The following is a 17,625-nucleotide window of genomic DNA, read 5'->3' on the forward strand; positions in this document are numbered from 1 at the left end:
GGGTCCGGTGGGTGGTGCGGGGCCGTGGGCCGGTGCGTCAGCCCGTCGCAGGGCGGGCATACGGCCCTGGCCTGGTACAGGGTCCTGGTTCTCCGAGACAGAACCTAAGCGACGGGCATACGACGCACCGGCCCACGGCCCCTCCCGCCGGTGGGAGGGTGCGGGCACGTGGGGGTGCGGGCTTGCTCCGGGCGCGGGGAGCCGCAGGCTTTTCAGGGGCGCGGGGAACTGCGCGACCAGCCACGACGCACCCGCAGCCGCGACACGACGTGTCACCCACCACCCCCTTTGGGGGGCCTGGGGGCGCAGCCCCCCGGTTTCGGGAAGGGGCGGGGCTGAGGAAAGAAACCCCCGCAGTCACCCCCGCCCCAACGCCTCCAGAACCCTCCGCCCCACCTCACGGCCAATCGGGAGCGAAGCGGTAGCCGCTGGGGACGGCGCGTTCAGCACATGAACCGTGCGTGGCCCCTCCCGAAGAAGGAAGTCGTCCACCAGCGTGCCGTCCCGAAGGACCGCCTGAGCGCGGACGCCCGCGGAAGCCGGTACCAGGTCATCCGCAGTCACCGCGGGCAACAACCGCCGCACAGCAGCGGCAAACGCCGCCTTGGAAACTGACCGCCGCAGCTCACCCCCGCCATACCGCCAGTGCCGCCGAGCTATCCGCCAGGACCCGGGCCAGGCAAGCGTCGCCCCCAGCTCCCGAGCCCGTACGGTCCGCCAGTCATAACCCTCACGGGCCAACGCCGGCACAGCGTTCGGCCCGATATGGACATTCCCGTCGATTCCCCGCGTGAGATGCACCCCGAGGAACGGAAACGCGGGATCCGGCACCGGATACACCAGCCCCTTCACCAGCCAGGGCCGCGCCAGCGAGTAGTACTCCCCCCGGAACGGCACGATCCGCATCCCGGGCTCGTCCCCGGCAAGACGGGCGATCTCGTCACAGTGCAGCCCCGCACAGTTGACCAGCACACGTGCGCGTACGACGTCACCATCGCCCGTACGAACGGCGACCCCGAGGTCGGGACGCCGGTCGATGTACGTGACCTTCGCCCCGTACCGAATCTGCGCCCCGGAAGCCTCCGCAAGCTGCCGGGCCACCCCCACGAAGTCACAGACACCCGTCGTGGCGACGTGAATGGCGGCGAGCCCCCGAACCTCCGGCTCGTACTCGGCGATCTGGGACGCCCCCAGTTCCCGTACCGCAATACCGTTCTCCCGCCCTCGCTGCACCAGCGCATGCAGCCGAGGCAACTCGGCCCGCTCCGTGGCGACGATCAGCTTCCCCGTCACGGCATGCGCGATCCCGTACTCCGCACAGAACTTGACCATCTCGGCCGCACCCCGCACGGCATACCGCGCCTTGAGGGATCCGGGCCGGTAGTAGATCCCGCTGTGGATAACCCCGCTGTTGCGCCCCGTCTGGTGCCGCGCCGGCCCCGGCTCCTTCTCCAGCACCATCACCCGCGTCCCCGGCGCGGCCCGCGTGATCGCATACGCAGTCGACAGCCCGACGATCCCCCCGCCGACCACGACCACATCACAGTCATAAACGATCACCCGCGGCACCACTCCCACCTCCCAGTTAGATAGTGCACTGCACCACTGACAACGCACTCAAACCCGAAAGTCGGCGCTGGGGCCCGCCGCCCCGCTTGAGGGGCCGCAGGCCCCGAAAGGGGCGCGGGGCTGTGTCGATTTGCGGCTCCGCCGCGTGGGCGCGACCAGCCACACACGACCGGCAGCCCCAAATCCACACCAACCAGGCAGACGCGAAGGAACCCAGCTCCAAGCGGAGCGTTTACGCCGGAGCGACCAGCAACGGCCGAGCCCTCTCCCGCAACTCCACCACCCGCGGCTCATCCCCGTACGGCTCCAGCCGATGCAGAAGATCCTTCACGTACTCCGTGGTCCGGGCCGACGAGATTCGCCCCGCCACCTCCACCGCGCGCACGCCCTGCTCGCACGCCGCGTCCAGGTTCCCCGACTCCAGCTCGGCGACCGCGGACACCACCAGGCGCAGGCCGTGCGACCGTACGAACTCCTCCGTCGGCCTGGACAGCGCCTGCTCGGTGAAGCGGCGGACCTGGCGCGGGGCCTTGAGGTCGCGGTAGCACTCCGCGGCATCGGCGGCGAAACGGTCGTACGAGTAGAAGCCGAGCCAGGACGGGTCCTGGTCGCCGTCGCGGGCCCGCTCCAGCCAGCCCTCGGCGGCCTTCAGGGCTCCGCCGGCCGCCTGGGCGTCACCAGCGCGCGCGTGCGCGCGTGCCTCGACGAGGCTGAAGAAGCTCATGGTGCGGGCTGTGGCCAGGCCACGGTTGCGCTCCAGGGCGGCCTGGGCGAGGTCGACTCCCTCGTCGCCGAAACCGCGGTACGTCGCCTGGAGGGACATGGAGGCGAGTACGTATCCCCCCAGAGGCACATCGGCCGCCGCGCGCGCGAGACGCAGGGCCTGGATGTAGTAGCGCTGGGCAGCCTCCTGCTGGCCCGTGTCGAAGGCCATCCAGCCGGCGAGGCGGGTGAGTTCGGCGGACGCCCCGAAGAGGGCGCGACCCACCTCGTCCGAGTACGCGCCGAGCAGCAGCGGCGCCGCCTCCACCCGCAAGCACTCGGGCACCATGGACGAACGCCAGTCGCCGCCTCCGTACTTGGAGTCCCAACGCCTGGCGTCCTCGGCGGCCTCACGCAGCTTCTGTACGTCGCTGTGGCCGACTTTCAGCGGTGCTCCGGAGCCCTCCACGGGGCTCGCGTCGCGGGCCACAGAGCTGTCGGCCGGGGTTATCAGCCACCTGGAGGCGGGAGTCGCGTACGCGCTCACCGCGAACGATCCGGCGAGCGACTGCCAGATGCCGCCGGAGCCGGCCTTGCGCCCGGCGAGGTCGAGACGGTACAGGTCCGTCGCGGCCCGCACGGCCTGTCCTACGTCACGCGGGAAGGCGAGGCCCACTTCCGGTGCGGGGTCCGCGTCCGCCAGACCGATCTCGTGGAGCGGCACGGGGCGGCCGAGCTTCTGGCCGATGGCCGCGGCGATGAGATGCGGGGCAGCACCCTGCGGCACCATGCCCTTCGACACCCAGCGCGCCACCGAGGTCTTGTCATAGCGAAGAGTCAGTCCGCGCTGTGCGCCAAGATCGTTGACGCGACGGGCGAGGCCTGCGTTGCTGATTCCCGCGAGGGCGAGAACGGCGCCGAGTTTGTCGTTCGGCCCGCGTTGCTCCCTGGACATGCGCCACCCCTCGACACAGACGGCTGCCGCGTTGGCATAACCACGCGGCATTCGTAAACCCAGCGTAGTTCGCCGCATCCCATGCGTTAAGAGGCATAGTTCCGGATGGCGGGATTGTGGTCCGCAGGGAAGTACGCAGCGTTGTGCTGTGCTCCCGGTGTGTGGCTGTGCGCCCGCCCGTGCGCTCTTCTCCGGCCACCGTCGAAACGCTTCCATGAATCCTGCGTGGGTCGGCCCGCTGTACTGGATCCAGCGGGCTGGGGGACACCGCCGTCACATATCCCCGCGGGCGGCGGACCGGTCCGGGAGGCGAACTCCGCCTCCCGGACCGTGCGTTGCGCAGGGCCTGTACGGAGCGTGTGCACGCCCGTGCGCCCATCGCGGATTTGGCTGGTTTTCGCCCCTGCCTTCTGAGGTCGAATACCCCTCCTACCATGGCACTTGAGGGCGCGTTGGGTGTCGTGGGGGAGCGAACCGGGGGCGCATTCGCGTCGTAATCTCCGTGCTCCGTGCGTGCGTTCGCTCCATTGCGGGCATCTCCTCAGGGGCGCACTCTGGGGAGCACAAGCGGCGGCAGGGACCCACCGGCGCGCTCTCTTCGTGGCAGCATGGTGCCCAGTTCGTACGGTGCACTGGTTGTCCACAGCCTGTGGAGGCGGCGATGCGGTGGTTGGTGGGGTGGAGCAGTACCGCCACTGCGGCTCCTGAGGTCGGCTCGGCGGGGGCCACCGGCAGCGACGGTGAGACGGTGCACCCGGTGGGGTCCCAACTCCTGTGGGGCGACCCCGATCCGCTCTGGGCGGTCGGCGACTGGCGCCCCGACGAGGTGCGCGTCGTGAAGGCCGACGCGCAGAACCGGATCGCGGTGCTCGGCACCTGCGGCGCCTCCGACGAACAGCTGCGGGTGGGCCTGGTCGCCGCGCGCGGAGGGGCACTTCGCCATCTGACGGCCTGGTCCGGCAGCTACACCGCGGTCGTCCAGGTGGGCCGTCGGGTGATGGTGTGCGGCGATCTGGCGGGCGCACGGCCGGTGTTCTACACCCCCTGGGCGGGCGGCACGGCGTACGCCACGGCCGCGCTGCCCCTCGCCGACCTCATAGAGGCCAACCTCGACTTCGGGCACCTCGCAGCCATCCTCGCCGCCCCCGACGTACCCGCCGCCCTGCACAACTCCACGCCCTACCTGGGCGTGGAGCGCATTCCGCCGGGGCACGCGCTCATCCTGCGTGCCGGCGCACGCGAGATAGCCGGTTACGAACCGGTCGCCTCCCTCGCCGTCGCGGCCCCCATAGCGGACCCGGACAGCGCGGTGGACGCCGTACGCGACGCCCTGGTGGAGTCCGTACGCGCCCGTCTCGCCGCTCCCCGTCATGTCCCCGGCGCGGATGTGGACCCCGGTCCCGTGCCCGGCATGGGGCCCGCCGAGCGGCGTGCGGCGCGCGGCATGCCCGTACCCGGCATAGGAGCCGACCTCTCCGGAGGCCCCGCTTCGGGAACCCTCGCCCTCCTTGCCGCCGGCCTCCCCGGAATGCCGGGCACGGTCCTGGGGCACGGCACCGGCGCCGGTGAGCGTCTCCTTGCGGTCACCTTCAACGACCTCGCCGTGAAGGGGCGCGAGGCCGAGCTGGAGCGGGCAGGGACCCTGGCCGCCAACCCACGGCTGCACCACGTAGTGGTCGCAGGCGGCGAAGAGGTCCTCCCCTATGCCGAGTTGGAAGGCCCCCTGACGGACGAACCAGGCCCCTCCCTCGTGACCGCCGCCCGCCACCGCGCGCGGCTCGCCGCGGGCAGCGCGGACCACTTCACGGGGTACGGCGCCCGGCAGGTCCTGGACGCCCACCCGGCGCGCCTCGCCGACCTGTTGATGGACCGCAAACGACGTCATCTGGTACGCCCCGTCGCCGCGTTGGCGAGGGCGGACGGTTCGGTCATGGTCCCCGCGCGCGTGTACGGCGCGGCGCGCAAGCTCGCCCGTACGCCCTATCTCGTCGGCATACAGGGGCTCGCCGACCGGCTGCTGCACCGGCGCTTCGACGAGCCCGGAGGTGCCGTAGGAGCGTCCCTCGCCGCGCTCGCCTGGGCCAGACCGGGCCCCGCTGCGCGCTGGCTCACCGGCGAGGCGCTCGCTGAAGTATCGGTTCGCCTGACGGGCGCTACGAGCCGGGCGAGCGTCGGCCCCGGCCAGCGCCCCGGCGACTTCCGCGCCCGTGCCGCCCTCGCCCGGCACGCCGCCGACCTCCGCATCCTGGAACAGGCCGCCGAGATCCGCTTCCAGCGCCTGCACGCCCCCTTCCTCGACAACCAGGTCGTACGCGCCTGCCGCGCCCTTCCCGAGGCCCTACGTGTCCAGCCCGGCGCCCGCGCCGCCATACTCCGTACGGTCCTGGAAGGCGCCGGCGTAGCCGACCTCCCCCCAGGCTGGGGCGCCCCCTCCCACGCCTCCTCAACAGCCGCCGCCCGCACGGGCCTGCGCGCCGCCGCCGACAACCTGGTCATGCTCTTCGACACCCCGCTCCTGGCCCAGGCCGGCCTGATAGAGGCCAGGGTCGTCCGCAAGGCCCTCCGAGCGGCGGCGGAGGGCGAACCCCTGCCCCTGGAGGGCTTGGCGGACCTCGTCTCACTGGAGCTGTGGCTCGGCCGCCTGCTGGACCGCCGGGGGACTTGCTGGACGGGGACGCCTGCGCGGGCGCGGGCGGTGCCTGGGGGGATTGCTCCGGAGCGGGGGGCGTTGGGGGCGGGGGCGGCGGCTCGGCGGGGGGAGTGACCGCACCCGCANNNNGGGTAGTGACCGCACCCGCACGTCTCAGCCCAAGCACACCAGCCCGTCCGGCGCTTGAGGACGAGGCCGCCAGGCCGATGGGGGTCTGGGGCGCAGCCCCAGCGGGGTCCAGGGGCGGAGCCCCTTGGCTTCGGGAAGGGGCGGGCTTGGGGAAAGAAAAACCCGCTCCGCCGCCAGCCCCGTAAGAATGACCCCGTGCGGTACAAAATCCTGGGCGTCACCCAGGCCGAGGACGACCACGGCACCCCCGTACCCATAGGAGGCCCCCGACTCCGCGCCCTCCTGACCGCCCTCGCCCTGCGGCCCAACCGCGCAACGACACCGGACACCCTCATCGACGAGGTCTGGCCGGACAACCTGCCGCACGACGCACCTGCCGCCCTCCAGGCCCTCATCGCCCGCCTCCGCAGAGCCCTCGGCAAGGAAGCGATCACCTCGGAACCAGGCGGCTACCGCCTCAACGCCACCTCCGAAGACGTAGACCTGTTCGCCTTCGAACGCCTCGTCCGCAAGGGCCGGGCAGCCATGCCCGACGCCCCCGCGGAAGCGGCCCGCACCCTACGCCAGGCACTCGCCCTGTGGCACGGCCCCGCCCTGGCCGACCTCCCCGACCACACCGCCGCGGCCACCCGCACAGAAGCCCTGCACCAGGAGGCCACCCGCGCGCGCATAGCGGCGGACCTGCGACTGGGCCACGCCGCAGACGTCGTACCGGAGTTGAGAGAACTCACCGAAGCGCACCCGTACGACGAAGCCCTGCACGCCCTCCTCATCCGCGCCCTGCGCGACACGGGCCGAAACGCGGACGCCCTGGCCGCGTACGAGAAGGCCCGCCGCGCCCTCGCCGAGCACCTGGGCACGGACCCGGGCCCGGAACTACAAGCCCTGCACGCGCAGCTGCTGACCCCACAACCCACCCCGAGAGCCGAGCAACCCGACAGAACCGAGCGAGCCGACCGGACCGACAGAACCGGCAACATCCGCCCCCGCCTGAATTCCTTCGTCGGCCGGGAACCCGAACTCGACGCCATCCGTTCCGAATTGCACAGGGCCCGCCTCGTCACCCTCACCGGACCGGGCGGCTCAGGTAAGACCCGCCTCGCCGAGGAAGTCGCCGCCGGACTTCCACCGGCATGGCTGGCCGAGCTCGCCCCGCTCGACCGGCCGGAGGCGGTGGCAGGAGCGGTCGTCAGTGCCCTCGGTCTGCGCGAGACCGTGCTGATGACCCATGAGAGAGCGGTGGCGCAGGACGACCCGGTCGCCCTGCTCATCGAGTACTGCGCCCCGCGCAGCGAACTACTGATCCTTGACAACTGCGAACATGTCATCGAGGCGGCAGCCGAGCTCGCCGAAACCCTCCTCACCCACTGCCCGGGACTCACGATCCTCGCCACCAGCCGCGAGCCCCTGGGGGTGCCCGGCGAGTCGGTGCGCCCGGTCGAGCCCCTGCCGCCCGGCCCGGCGCACCGCCTCTTCATGGAGCGCGCCGCGGCCGTACGTCCCGACGCGGACGCCGACGTCGCCCATGACCCGGAGGCCGTCGACGAGATCTGCCGCCGACTCGACGGCCTGCCCCTGGCCATCGAACTCGCCGCGGCCCGCCTGCGCATGCTCACCCCACGCCAGATCGCCGACCGCCTCGACGACCGCTTCCGGCTCCTCACCTCCGGAAGCCGTACGGTCCTGCCGCGCCAGCAGACCCTGCGCGCCGTCGTCGACTGGTCCTGGGACCTCCTCGACGAGCCGGAGCGTACGGTCCTGCGCGAGGTGTCCGTCTTCGCGGGCGGCTGGGACCTTCAGGCCGCGGAGGCCGTGTGCACCGGGCCCGCCGCAGACCTCATCGGGGCCCTCGTCGACAAGTCCCTGATCGTCGCGACACCGTGGGAGCGGGAGGGCTCCGCCGGCATGCGGTACGGAATGCTGGAGACGATCCACGAGTACGCCAGGGAGCGCGCCGCCGAGGTCCCGGACCTGCGCGCCGAGGCCGAGCGCCGACACCGCGCCTGGGTTCGCGCACTCGTCGAGGAAGCCGAACCCCGCCTCCGCAGCGCCGACCAACTCCCGTGGATCACCCGCCTGGAAACCGACCTGGACAACATCCGGGCGGCCCTGGACCGCAGCATCCTCGCCGCCGACGAGGAGGAAGCCGCCGCCCTGGTGCTGGCCATGGGCTGGTTCTGGTGGCTGCGCAACTTCCGCCGGGAGAGCCGGACATGGGCCGAGCGGACCCTGCGCCTCGGGAGGGACCTGGATACCTACCTCGCCGACCCCGAAGCCGAAAAGGACCACCCGCTGCACCGGCTGCGGATGAGGCTGCGGATGCTGCATCTCTTCCTGTTGGCGGACCTGGGGATGGACGGGCTGGAGGACGAGCGGCTGCGGGCGTACGCCGCGCCCGTACGGGACGCGATGGCTCGGGGCGGACCGGACGCGGCCCGTTTCCCGGGCATCGCGTGGCCGCTGACCACGTATTACCTCGGCGGCCCGGACGAAGCACTGCCCTACATGGACACGGCGCTCGCCAACTGCCGGACGTACGGCGGCGACTGGGAGATCGGCGTCACCCTGATGTTCCGTACGCACATGGCCGTCGACACCCCCGGCGGCCTGCAGGGCGTCGACGAGGCCCTCGCGGAGCTGCGCGTCATCGCCCCACGCGCGGGCGACCGCTGGATGCGCGCCCAGGTGTGCAGCGCGGGCGGCGAGGCGGCGATGGCGCGCGGCCGTTTCGAGGAGGCGAAGAAGGAGTACGAGGAGGCGCTGCGGCTCGCGCGCGAGGTGGGCGCGTGGGCGGAGACGCCGTTCCTCATCGCGCGGCTCGGCGAGATCGCGTACCGCGCCGGCGATCGTGCCGCCGCGCTCGCTGCCCTGGACAAGGCGAGCGAGGCGGCCGAGCGCCATGGGGTGCCCGACTCCGTGGCCTTCGTGCTCCTGATGCGGGCGCAGATGGCCCTGGACGACGGGGAGTTCGCGCGGGCGCGGGAACTGTGCGAGGCGGCCCGCGCGGAGACGACCCGTGGCACCCCGCCGCCGCAGTTCATCGCCGCGCTCAACGGCATCGACGCCCTCGTCACGGCCGCCGAGTCGGGCCCCCGGCAAGGTCTGCTCAAGTTGGCTGAGGCCCTGCAGGAAGCTGTGGCCGCGCACAGCACGAAGGTGGTCCTCGCGGGCCTGGCCGAACAGGCGGCTCACGTCCTCGCCGAACAAGGCGACCACCCGCGCGCGGTCCGGCTGCTCGCCGCCGGATCCCGCTGGCGCGTGTCCCACCCCCGCGCCCTGTCGGAGCGCCTGGAAGCCGAACGCATCGAAGCCGCGGCCCTGGCCGACCTGGGCCCCGAGCGCTACGAGGCCGAGCGCGCCACCGGCACGACGTTCACCACGGACGACGTCCTGCGCGAACTCACCGAGGCGGCGACCGAGTAGAGCACCCAGGTGATCAACGGGCCCCACAATCACTCGTCCGTGGGTTTTCCCGCCCGAAGCGCTGACGTTCACCCGTACGGGGAAAGGCTCAACCGCCTTTCCCCGTACGAGCCTCGATGAAATGCCCGGAACGCGCTACATGTCCGCCGCGTGCCTTACGCGACGTGCTCCACGCGCGCGTGCCCTAGGCGGGACGCGACCGCAGCCCCTCCAGCAGTATGTCCAGCAGCCGGGCCGAGGCCGCCGCCTGCTGGGCCGCGTCGGGCAGCGAGGGTGCCGCCGTGGCGATCACCAGCAGGACGTCCGACACGGTCACGTCCGGGCGCAGCTCGCCCGCCGCGCGCGCCCGCTCCACGAGCCGGCCCACGACATCGAGCAGCTGGGCCGCCCCGGCGTCGTCGTCCGCCGTCGCGACCTCCCCGTCGGGCGCCGGCCGCTGCTCCACGAGCCGAAGCTCACCGGAGCCGGAGCCGGGCAGGGACATCGGCTGGGACCGCTGGTGCGGCACCAGCGCCTCGTCGAGAACCGTGCTGTCCTCCGCGACGCCCACCCGCAGCACCTGCGGCGGCAGCAGCCGCCCGGCGCCCGAGGCCACGGACGTCCGCAGGAAGCGCGAGAGCGCCGACCACGGCTCGTCCTCCTGGCCGAGCGCCGCCCGGGCCTGGTCGGTCAGCCGGGAGGTCTCCTCCTCGGCTATCCGCCGGACCAGGACGTCCTTGCTCGGGAAGCGCCGGTACACCGTGCCGACGCCGACCCGTGCGCGCCGCGCCACGTCCTCCATCGGCGCGCCGTATCCCAGCTCGCCGAAGACTTCGCGCGCCGCACGCAGTACGTGCTCCAGATTGCGCTGTGCGTCCACGCGCAGCGGTGTCGTACGCGATGCGTCCCCCGCACCGCGACCGTTCCCCATCGCCGCACTGACCGCGCCGCCCGATGCGATGGCAGACGCGGATGACCAATGAGTGTCCTGAACATGCATATGTGTTCCCCCGGTAATGACGTCTCCCCCCGGAGACTCTCCCCGCCATTGACAAGCCGGAGCGAGCGGAACAGGCATCGGCCCCACGACCCGTGGTACCCGTCGTACCAGTCGTGCGGACCCGCCGAGTGCTTCCCCCTACACCCCGATGACACACGAACATAGTTGAGTAAGGGTCAATTCAGAAGGGGCAGGTTCCGCACAGTGCGCCCCTCGATCGGAGTACGGGCCGCTTACGTCCCGATTAAGACACCTACCATCACCTCATGCATCCCCGCTGACCTGCGCGTTTTCCTCGCACTCCGGCAAATCGGCCAACTCTGCGCGTCTCAGGCGGCCGGTCACACAAATTGTCGGGCCTGTGGACAAACTCAAGACCGCGTTGCGTCATGGGTGGGTGAACACAGCGATCTCTCGGGGGACGACCCCCGAATCCCCGAACGGTGCGCGCATTCTCATCGTCGGCGGTGGTTACGTCGGGATGTACACCGCTCTGCGACTCCAGCGGAAGCTGAAGGCGGAGCTCAAACGCGGCGACGTAGAAATTGTCGTGGTCACGCCAGAGCCCTATATGACCTATCAGCCGTTCCTGCCCGAGGCCGCCGCGGGAAACATCTCGCCCCGCCATGTCGTCGTGCCGCTGCGCCGTGTTCTCGACCAGTGCAAGATCGTCATCGGCGAGGCCCAGTCCATCGATCACGCCAAGCGCACCGCGACCCTCACCACGCTCGCCACCCAGGAAGAGGGCGCGGAGCCGGAACAGATCTCCTACGACCAGCTCGTCCTCGCGCCCGGCTCCATCTCGCGCGTCCTCCCGGTCCCGGGCCTCGCCGACCACGGCATCGGCTTCAAGACCGTCGAAGAGGCCATCGGCCTGCGCAACCACGTCATCGAGCAGATGGACATCGCCTCCTCGACCCGCGACCCCGCGATCCGCGACGCGGCCCTGACCTTCGTCTTCGTAGGGGGCGGTTTCGCCGGCGTGGAGGCCCTCGGCGAACTCGAGGACATGGCCCGCTACACCGCGCGCTACTACCACAACGTCAAGCCCGAGGACATGAAGTGGATCCTCGTCGAGGCCTCGAACCGCATCCTGCCCGAGGTCGGCGAGGAGATGGGCAAGTACACCGTCACCGAGCTGCGCCGCCGCAATATCGACGTACGCCTGGAGACCCGCCTCGAATCGTGCGTGGACCGGGTCGCCGTACTGAGCGACGGAGCGCGCTTCCCGACGCGTACGGTCGTCTGGACCGCCGGTGTGAAACCGCACCCGATCCTGGCCGCCACCGACCTGCCGCTGAACGAGCGCGGACGCCTCAAGTGCACCGCCGAGCTGACCGTCGAGGGCGTCACGCAGGCGTGGGCCGCGGGAGACGCCGCCGCCGTCCCCGACGTCACCTCCAAGGAGCCCGGCACGGAGACCGCCCCCAACGCCCAGCACGCGGTACGTCAGGCCAGGACCCTCGGCGACAACATCGTTCACTCCCTGCGCGGCGAGCCCCTGGAGACGTACTCCCATGCGTACGCCGGCTCGGTGGCCTCCCTGGGACTGCACAAGGGCGTCGCGCATGTCTACGGGCGGAAGTTGAAGGGCTACTCTGCCTGGTTCATGCACCGCACGTACCACCTGAGCAGAGTTCCGACCTTCAACCGCAAGGCCCGGGTGATGGCCGAGTGGACGCTGGCGGGGCTCTTCAAGAGGGAGATCGTCTCCCTCGGTTCGCTCGAACATCCCCGTGCCGAGTTCGAACTCGCGGCCGGTGGAAAGCCTCCTGAGGACCCGAAGGGGTCGTCCTGACCGGACTCAGGAACTCCGCCGTCAGGGCCGACGTCTGACGGATGTCGGTCCGGTCGGACACACTGGTCCACGACCATGGGCGGGCCGACCGCTCGCCCTTCAATCCCACGAGGCCTGTCCCACAGTGAACTTCACGCGCTGGAGCGCCCTGCTCCCCGGAACGCAGCGCCGCGCCCAGGCGCGGACCGACAGTTCGTCGAACGCGCTCCCCCCGGAGGGCGGCTCCGTGCCCGCGGCCCGCGCCGAGCGGCGACCCGCCAACGAAGCCGACAAAGCTGCTGAAGCCGCCGATGCCGCCGACACCGAAACCCCACCGGACCCCGCTGTCGACGAACTGCCGGTCCGCGAGGTCCTCGACCGCATCCCGGCCCTCGTCGCCCTCGTACACGGCCAGGAGCACCGTCTCGCGTACGTCAACGACGCCTACGTAGCGGCCTTCGGCGCACGTCCGGTCGGCGAACCCGCGCGTGAGGCGCTGCCCGAGCTGGAGGAGATCGGCCTGCTGTCCCTCCTCGACCAGGTCCTGCGCAGCTCCAAGCCGCGTACGGTCCTGTCCCGCAAGGTCCCCGGCGGCCGCTCGTACACCTTCACGTGCACCCCCGTCGACATCTCGGCCACCCCCGAAGGGGGTGGCGTACTGATCTTCGCCGCCGACGTCACCGACCAGGCCGAAACCGCCGACCGCCTGCGCGCCGGCGAGCGCGAGCAGCGCGAGACCGCGGTCACCCTCCAGCGCTCCCTGCTGCCCCAGAAGCTGGAGGAACCCGACGACCTGCGCGTCGCCGCCGTCTACCACCCCGGCGGCACGGAGGCCGCGGTCGGCGGCGACTGGTACGACGTCATCACCCTCGGCGGCGGCCGTACGGCCCTGGTCATCGGCGACGTCATGGGCCGCGGCGTACGCGCGGCAGCCGTCATGGGCCAACTCCGCACCGCCGTCCGCGCGTACGCCCGCCTCGACCTGCCCCCGCACGAGGTCCTCCAGCTCCTCGACGGCCTCGCCACGGAGATCGACGCCAACCAGATCGCCACCTGTGCGTACGCCGTCCACGACCCCAACGAGGGCCGCCTCGTGTACGCCTCCGCCGGCCACCTCCCGATCCTCGTACGCGACGACAGCGGCACCGTCCTGCGCGCCGAGGAACCCATCGGCCCGCCCCTCGGCACAGGCGGCTGGATGCATGCCTCCGGCTCCATCCCGCTCGGCCCCGGCTCCACCGCCGTGCTCTACACGGACGGCCTGGTCGAGCGCCGCGACAAGGACCTCGACGAGGGCATCGCCGCCCTGGAGGAAGCCCTCGCGGGCGCCACGGGCACACCCCAGGTGATCTGCGACCGCCTGGTCCGCTCGGCGGGCATGACGGCCGACCACGACGACGACGTGGCGGTCCTGGTACTCCAGCACCCGTCCCGTACGGGCTCCGACGGCGAGCTCTTCCGAAACGCCGCCCTGGAGCTGCTCGGCGGCGTGGAAGCGGCCCCACGCGCGCGTGCCTTCGCCTCCGGCGTCCTGACGAGCTGGCGCTTCCCCACGGACCTGCACGACCTCGGCGTCCTCGCCGCCAGCGAACTCGTCGCCAACTCCCTCCAGCACGGCACCCCGCCCATGCGCCTGCGCCTGCGCCGCACGGACCGCCGCCTGATCGTCGAAGTGACCGACGGCGACGACCACCTCCCACGCCGCCGCCGCGCCGAACCCGCCGACGAGGCCGGCCGCGGCATCGCGATCGTCGCCACCATCGCCTCCAACTGGGGCTCACGCCGCACGCCCGGCGGCGGCAAGTCGGTGTGGTGCGAGTTCGCACTTCCGCGTGCCACTTAGATCCATGGCCGCGCGCCATCTGGCCGATCGCGGCGCACGGTGCTAGTAGCTCCCCCATGGCAGAGGAAACGGAATCGGGCTTCCAGCTCACAGGCAGTGCTCCCGAGCGTTACGAGCGGTACGTCGCGCCGATCATGGCGCCCTTCGTCGAGGCGGTCGTGGACGCCGTCGACCTGTTCCCCGGAGCCACGGTGCTCGACCTCGCATGCGGCACCGGCTTCGCGGCACGGGTGGCCGCCGCCCGGGTCGGTCCCGCGGGCCGCGTCTTCGGCGCCGACCCGAACGAGAGCATGCTCAAGGTGGCCGAAGCACACCACCCCCGCATGTACCCGGACATCGAGTTCACCGCGGCCCCCGCCGACCAACTCCCATACGCGGACGACACCTTCGACGCGGTCGTCTGCCAGCAGGGCGCCCAGTTCTTCCCCGACCTGGACGCCGCACTCGCCCAGACCGCCCGCGTGACCCGCCCCGGGGGCCGCTTCGCAGCCACCGTCTGGGCATCGCTCGACAGGTCCCCGTACGTCGCCGCCATGCGACGGGCCGTCGAGGAACACGGCGGCCCGGAAGAGGCCGCAGGCTTCGCGGACGCCTTCTCCTGCACCGCCGACCGCCTCACCACCGCCCTGCGCCGAGCAGGCTTCCAGGACGTGACCGACCGCGAAGTCACCTTCGGCATCACCCTGCCCCCGCTCGCGGACTTCGCCGCCGGCCATCTCTCCGCGCTCCCCTGGGGCCAGACGATCATCGAGACCGGCGGCCAGGAGGCCCTCACCAACGCGGGCCGCACGGTCCACGACCTCCTCAAGGACCACACCGCCCCCGACGGCACAGCGACGTTCTCCTTCACCTCGACCCTGGTCACAGCCGTCCGCTGACACCAAGAGGCGGCCGCCACCACAAGGTGACGGCCGCCTCTCCACGGCATCAGACCTTCGCCGCTACGGACTCCGAGGGCTCCGCACCCCGCGCGACCACCCGGCTCCTCGCCATCGACGGCCGATTCTGTACGGGCGTGAGCTGCCGCCCCAGCCGAACGGCCAGGAACGTGATGCCCAGCGAGAACAGCAGGAACGTCACGACGTACGGCCCGTGCAGCGCCGCCCCCATCGGCCCGCCCACCGCAGGACCGACCGCCAGCGCAAGCTGCTTCACCAGGGCGAACGCCGAGTTGTACTGCCCCGCCATCCCCGTCGGCGCCAGATCGGCGACCAACGGCGCCACGGTCGGCGACAGCATCGCCTCACCGAGCCCGAAGAGCGCGTACGTCGAGATGAACGCGGCCGTGGCCATGGCCTGGCTCCCGTGCCCGAGCCCCGCATACCCGGCCACGCCCCACGCGACGGCCCAGATCAGCCCGACAGCCGCGATCACCCGAGACCGCCGACGCCGCTCCACGAACCTCAGCACCACGAACTGCGCGACCACGATCACCGCCGTGTTCACGGCAAGCGCCGTACCGAGCGCGGAAGTCGAGATCCCCGCCGCCTCGACACCGTACGCACTCAGCCCCGACTCGAACTGCCCGTAGCAGGCGAAGAACAGCACAAAGCCCAGCACACACAACTGCACCATGGCCCGATTACCGAGGAGCTCCTTCCAGCTCCCCCTGACCCGCGGCGCACCGCTCCCGATCCCCGGCGCATGAGGCATCCGTACGGTCGCCATGATCACGACCAGCAGCAAAAACATCGCCGCCTCGATCGCGAACAGCAACGTGAAGGAACCCGGGCGCGTGGCATCGACAAGATGGCCACCGATGAGCCCACCAACACCGAGCCCGAGGTTCTGCAGGAAGAACTGCATGGCAAAGGCCCGCGACCGGGTCCCGGCCGTCGAACAGTCCACGATCATCGTCGCAAGCGCCGGCTGCATCACGGCCTGCCCGGCCCCGAGCACCCCCGCGGACAGCAACACGGTCGTCGCACTACTCGCAAGCCCCAAGCCCAGCGCACCCAACGCGGCGGTGACCAGGGCGGCGAGCAACACCGGCAGCGGACCACGCCGCACCATGGCCCGCCCGGCAAACGGCAGCACGACCAGCGCGGCCACAGCGAAAACGGCAAGCACAAGCCCCGCCGTCACAGCACCGAGCCCCCGCACCTGCGCCACATAGACGTACAGATACGGGACGGTGAAACCGAGCCCGAACGCGCCGAGCGCGTTGCCCACATGGATCCGGCGCATCGCCGCGCCCCTCGCCCTGGTCACTGTCACCTGCTTCAGTAGATCGGAGTACTTAGAAGTAAATACTTCGAAGCTAAACTTAGACACTGAACTCTACACATCGAAGGACTTCGACGCCAAGCGAGTGCGTGCCATACTTCGGCTCATGGGCGACACCCCCGGCGTCGGCGAGCCGACACTCGAAGAGCAGATCGCCGCGTACCAGCGCGAGTTCCAGGACCTCGACCCCCAGGTCGAGAAGATCGTCTCGGCCCTCGGCCGCCTCAACCGCCGTATGAACGTCGCCTACGGCCGCCAGACCGCCACCCTCGGCATCAGCAACGCCGAGTGGGAGGTCCTCAAGGCCCTCGTCCTCTCCGGCGCCCCCTACCGCATGGGCCCGAGCGACCTCGCCAAGCGTCTCGGCCTGACTCCGGCCGCGATGACCCACCGGATCGACCGCATGGTGGCCGAGGGCCTGGTCACCCGGGAGCGCGACGAGTCCAACCGCGTACGCGTCATCGTCGAGCTCACCACCGAGGGCCGCGAGAAGTGGCTGGCAGCCATGCGCCTCGCCAGCGTCTTCGAGGAGGACCTGCTCCAGGACCTCTCCCAGGAGGAACGCGGAGTCCTCGGCGACGTCCTGACCCGCCTCCTCCGCCGCGTGGAACACGCCCAGCCGGACGCCGGCGGCCGCCTCACCGACCTGGACTGACGGCACCCCCGAGGTTTGCCGAGCCGTCGCCCAGGGGAAGCTTGACAACCCCTTCGTGGATCCGTAAGGTTCTTCGAGTTGCCACGGAGCCGTAACGCTTCTGCGACAGCACCTCCCGCCGCAGAAGCGGCACACCAAACCACTAGTGTGATCTCCTTACGGGGTTAATTTCGGCATGCCCGAATTGAATTCCCGTGGGGTCCGGCAGCCCGATTAGGAACTGCCGACAGCATCCGCTAAAGTTTGGAACGTCGGAGCGGCCCAACGGCCGCGAGGACAAAACCAGTTGATTGGGGTCAGGCCCGAAAGGATCTGATAGAGTCAACGCCGCAGGAAGGCCGAAAGGTCGGAAAGCGAACCCCCTCCGACGGGAAATCGGGTCCGAAAGGATCTGGTAGAGTCGGAAACGCAAGACCGAAGGGAAGCGCCCGGAGGAAAGCCACGAGAGAGTCTCTCGGGTGAGTACAAAGGAAGCGTCCGTTCCTTGAGAACTCAACAGCGTGCCAAAAATCAACGCCAGATATGTTGATACCCCGTCCATCGGATCTTTCCGATGGCGAGGTTCCTTTGAAGAAAACACAGCGAGGACGCTGTGAACCTCCTGATTATTCCTCGGGAGGTTCCGCTCTCGTGGTGTCGTCCCGATTACGGGAAAACATTCACGGAGAGTTTGATCCTGGCTCAGGACGAACGCTGGCGGCGTGCTTAACACATGCA

10 protein-coding genes and 1 rRNA gene are annotated in these 17,625 nt (G+C 70.8%); 7 read left to right on the forward strand and 4 right to left on the reverse strand.

What is annotated here, in order from left to right; genetic code table 11:
• Positions 1 to 357: 357 nt before the first annotated feature.
• Positions 358 to 1,569, reverse strand: coding sequence for an L-2-hydroxyglutarate oxidase (gene lhgO, locus ACYVO6_RS36715; protein WP_461069009.1), 1,212 nt, complete (start codon positions 1,567 to 1,569; stop codon positions 358 to 360).
• A gap of 232 nt (positions 1,570 to 1,801) precedes the next feature.
• Complete coding sequence (locus ACYVO6_RS36720; protein ID WP_461069011.1) at positions 1,802 to 3,226, reverse strand: MFS transporter; 1,425 nt, start codon at positions 3,224 to 3,226, stop codon at positions 1,802 to 1,804.
• Between the two features lie 661 nt (positions 3,227 to 3,887).
• Here ACYVO6_RS36720 and ACYVO6_RS36725 point away from each other — a divergent pair.
• The gene (locus ACYVO6_RS36725) at positions 3,888 to 5,990 is read left to right on the forward strand and encodes an asparagine synthase-related protein (protein WP_461069013.1); all 2,103 of its coding nucleotides are present in this window, start codon (positions 3,888 to 3,890) and stop codon (positions 5,988 to 5,990) included.
• 210 nt (positions 5,991 to 6,200) lie between these two features.
• Positions 6,201 to 9,428 carry a BTAD domain-containing putative transcriptional regulator gene (locus ACYVO6_RS36730; RefSeq protein ID WP_461069015.1) on the forward strand — a complete coding sequence of 1,076 codons (3,228 nt, stop codon included), beginning with the start codon at positions 6,201 to 6,203 and terminating at the stop codon, positions 9,426 to 9,428.
• 184 nt (positions 9,429 to 9,612) lie between these two features.
• Here ACYVO6_RS36730 and ACYVO6_RS36735 read toward each other — a convergent pair whose 3' ends face one another.
• A complete protein-coding gene (locus tag ACYVO6_RS36735; RefSeq protein ID WP_461069017.1) occupies positions 9,613 to 10,407 on the reverse strand; it encodes a TetR/AcrR family transcriptional regulator in 795 nt (264 codons plus the stop codon).
• 397 nt (positions 10,408 to 10,804) lie between these two features.
• On the opposite strand from ACYVO6_RS36735, the gene ACYVO6_RS36740 reads away from it, so the two are divergent.
• From ACYVO6_RS36740 to ACYVO6_RS36750, 3 genes are all read left to right on the forward strand, one after another.
• Positions 10,805 to 12,205, forward strand: a complete 1,401-nt coding sequence (locus ACYVO6_RS36740) for an NAD(P)/FAD-dependent oxidoreductase (RefSeq protein ID WP_461069019.1) — start codon at positions 10,805 to 10,807, stop codon at positions 12,203 to 12,205.
• Between the two features lie 124 nt (positions 12,206 to 12,329).
• The gene (locus tag ACYVO6_RS36745; protein ID WP_461069021.1) at positions 12,330 to 14,027 is read left to right on the forward strand and encodes an ATP-binding SpoIIE family protein phosphatase; all 1,698 of its coding nucleotides are present in this window, start codon (positions 12,330 to 12,332) and stop codon (positions 14,025 to 14,027) included.
• Positions 14,028 to 14,083: 56 nt separating this feature from the next.
• Entirely contained in the window at positions 14,084 to 14,905 is an 822-nt protein-coding gene (locus ACYVO6_RS36750; protein ID WP_461069023.1) for a class I SAM-dependent methyltransferase, read from the forward strand.
• Positions 14,906 to 14,954: 49 nt separating this feature from the next.
• On the opposite strand, the gene ACYVO6_RS36755 is transcribed toward ACYVO6_RS36750, so the two are convergent.
• Positions 14,955 to 16,214, reverse strand: coding sequence for an MFS transporter (locus ACYVO6_RS36755; RefSeq protein ID WP_461069027.1), 1,260 nt, complete (start codon positions 16,212 to 16,214; stop codon positions 14,955 to 14,957).
• Positions 16,215 to 16,359: 145 nt separating this feature from the next.
• On the opposite strand from ACYVO6_RS36755, the gene ACYVO6_RS36760 reads away from it, so the two are divergent.
• Both ACYVO6_RS36760 and ACYVO6_RS36765 read left to right on the forward strand, forming a co-directional pair.
• A complete protein-coding gene (locus tag ACYVO6_RS36760; protein ID WP_461069025.1) occupies positions 16,360 to 16,908 on the forward strand; it encodes a MarR family winged helix-turn-helix transcriptional regulator in 549 nt (182 codons plus the stop codon).
• Positions 16,909 to 17,566: 658 nt separating this feature from the next.
• A 16S ribosomal RNA gene (locus ACYVO6_RS36765) occupies positions 17,567 to 17,625 on the forward strand; the annotation flags it as partial.

This window comes from Streptomyces pseudoechinosporeus (assembly GCF_054783935.1).

Coding starts and splice junctions, on each gene's coding strand:
- ACYVO6_RS36755 (WP_461069027.1), bottom strand. CDS start 16,214: ATGCGCCGGATCCATGTGGGCAACGCGCTCGGCGCGTTCGGGCTCGGT.
- ACYVO6_RS36735 (WP_461069017.1), bottom strand. CDS start 10,407: ATGCATGTTCAGGACACTCATTGGTCATCCGCGTCTGCCATCGCATCG.
- ACYVO6_RS36720 (WP_461069011.1), bottom strand. CDS start 3,226: ATGTCCAGGGAGCAACGCGGGCCGAACGACAAACTCGGCGCCGTTCTC.
- ACYVO6_RS36750 (WP_461069023.1), top strand. CDS start 14,084: ATGGCAGAGGAAACGGAATCGGGCTTCCAGCTCACAGGCAGTGCTCCC.
- ACYVO6_RS36725 (WP_461069013.1), top strand. CDS start 3,888: ATGCGGTGGTTGGTGGGGTGGAGCAGTACCGCCACTGCGGCTCCTGAG.
- ACYVO6_RS36760 (WP_461069025.1), top strand. CDS start 16,360: ATGGGCGACACCCCCGGCGTCGGCGAGCCGACACTCGAAGAGCAGATC.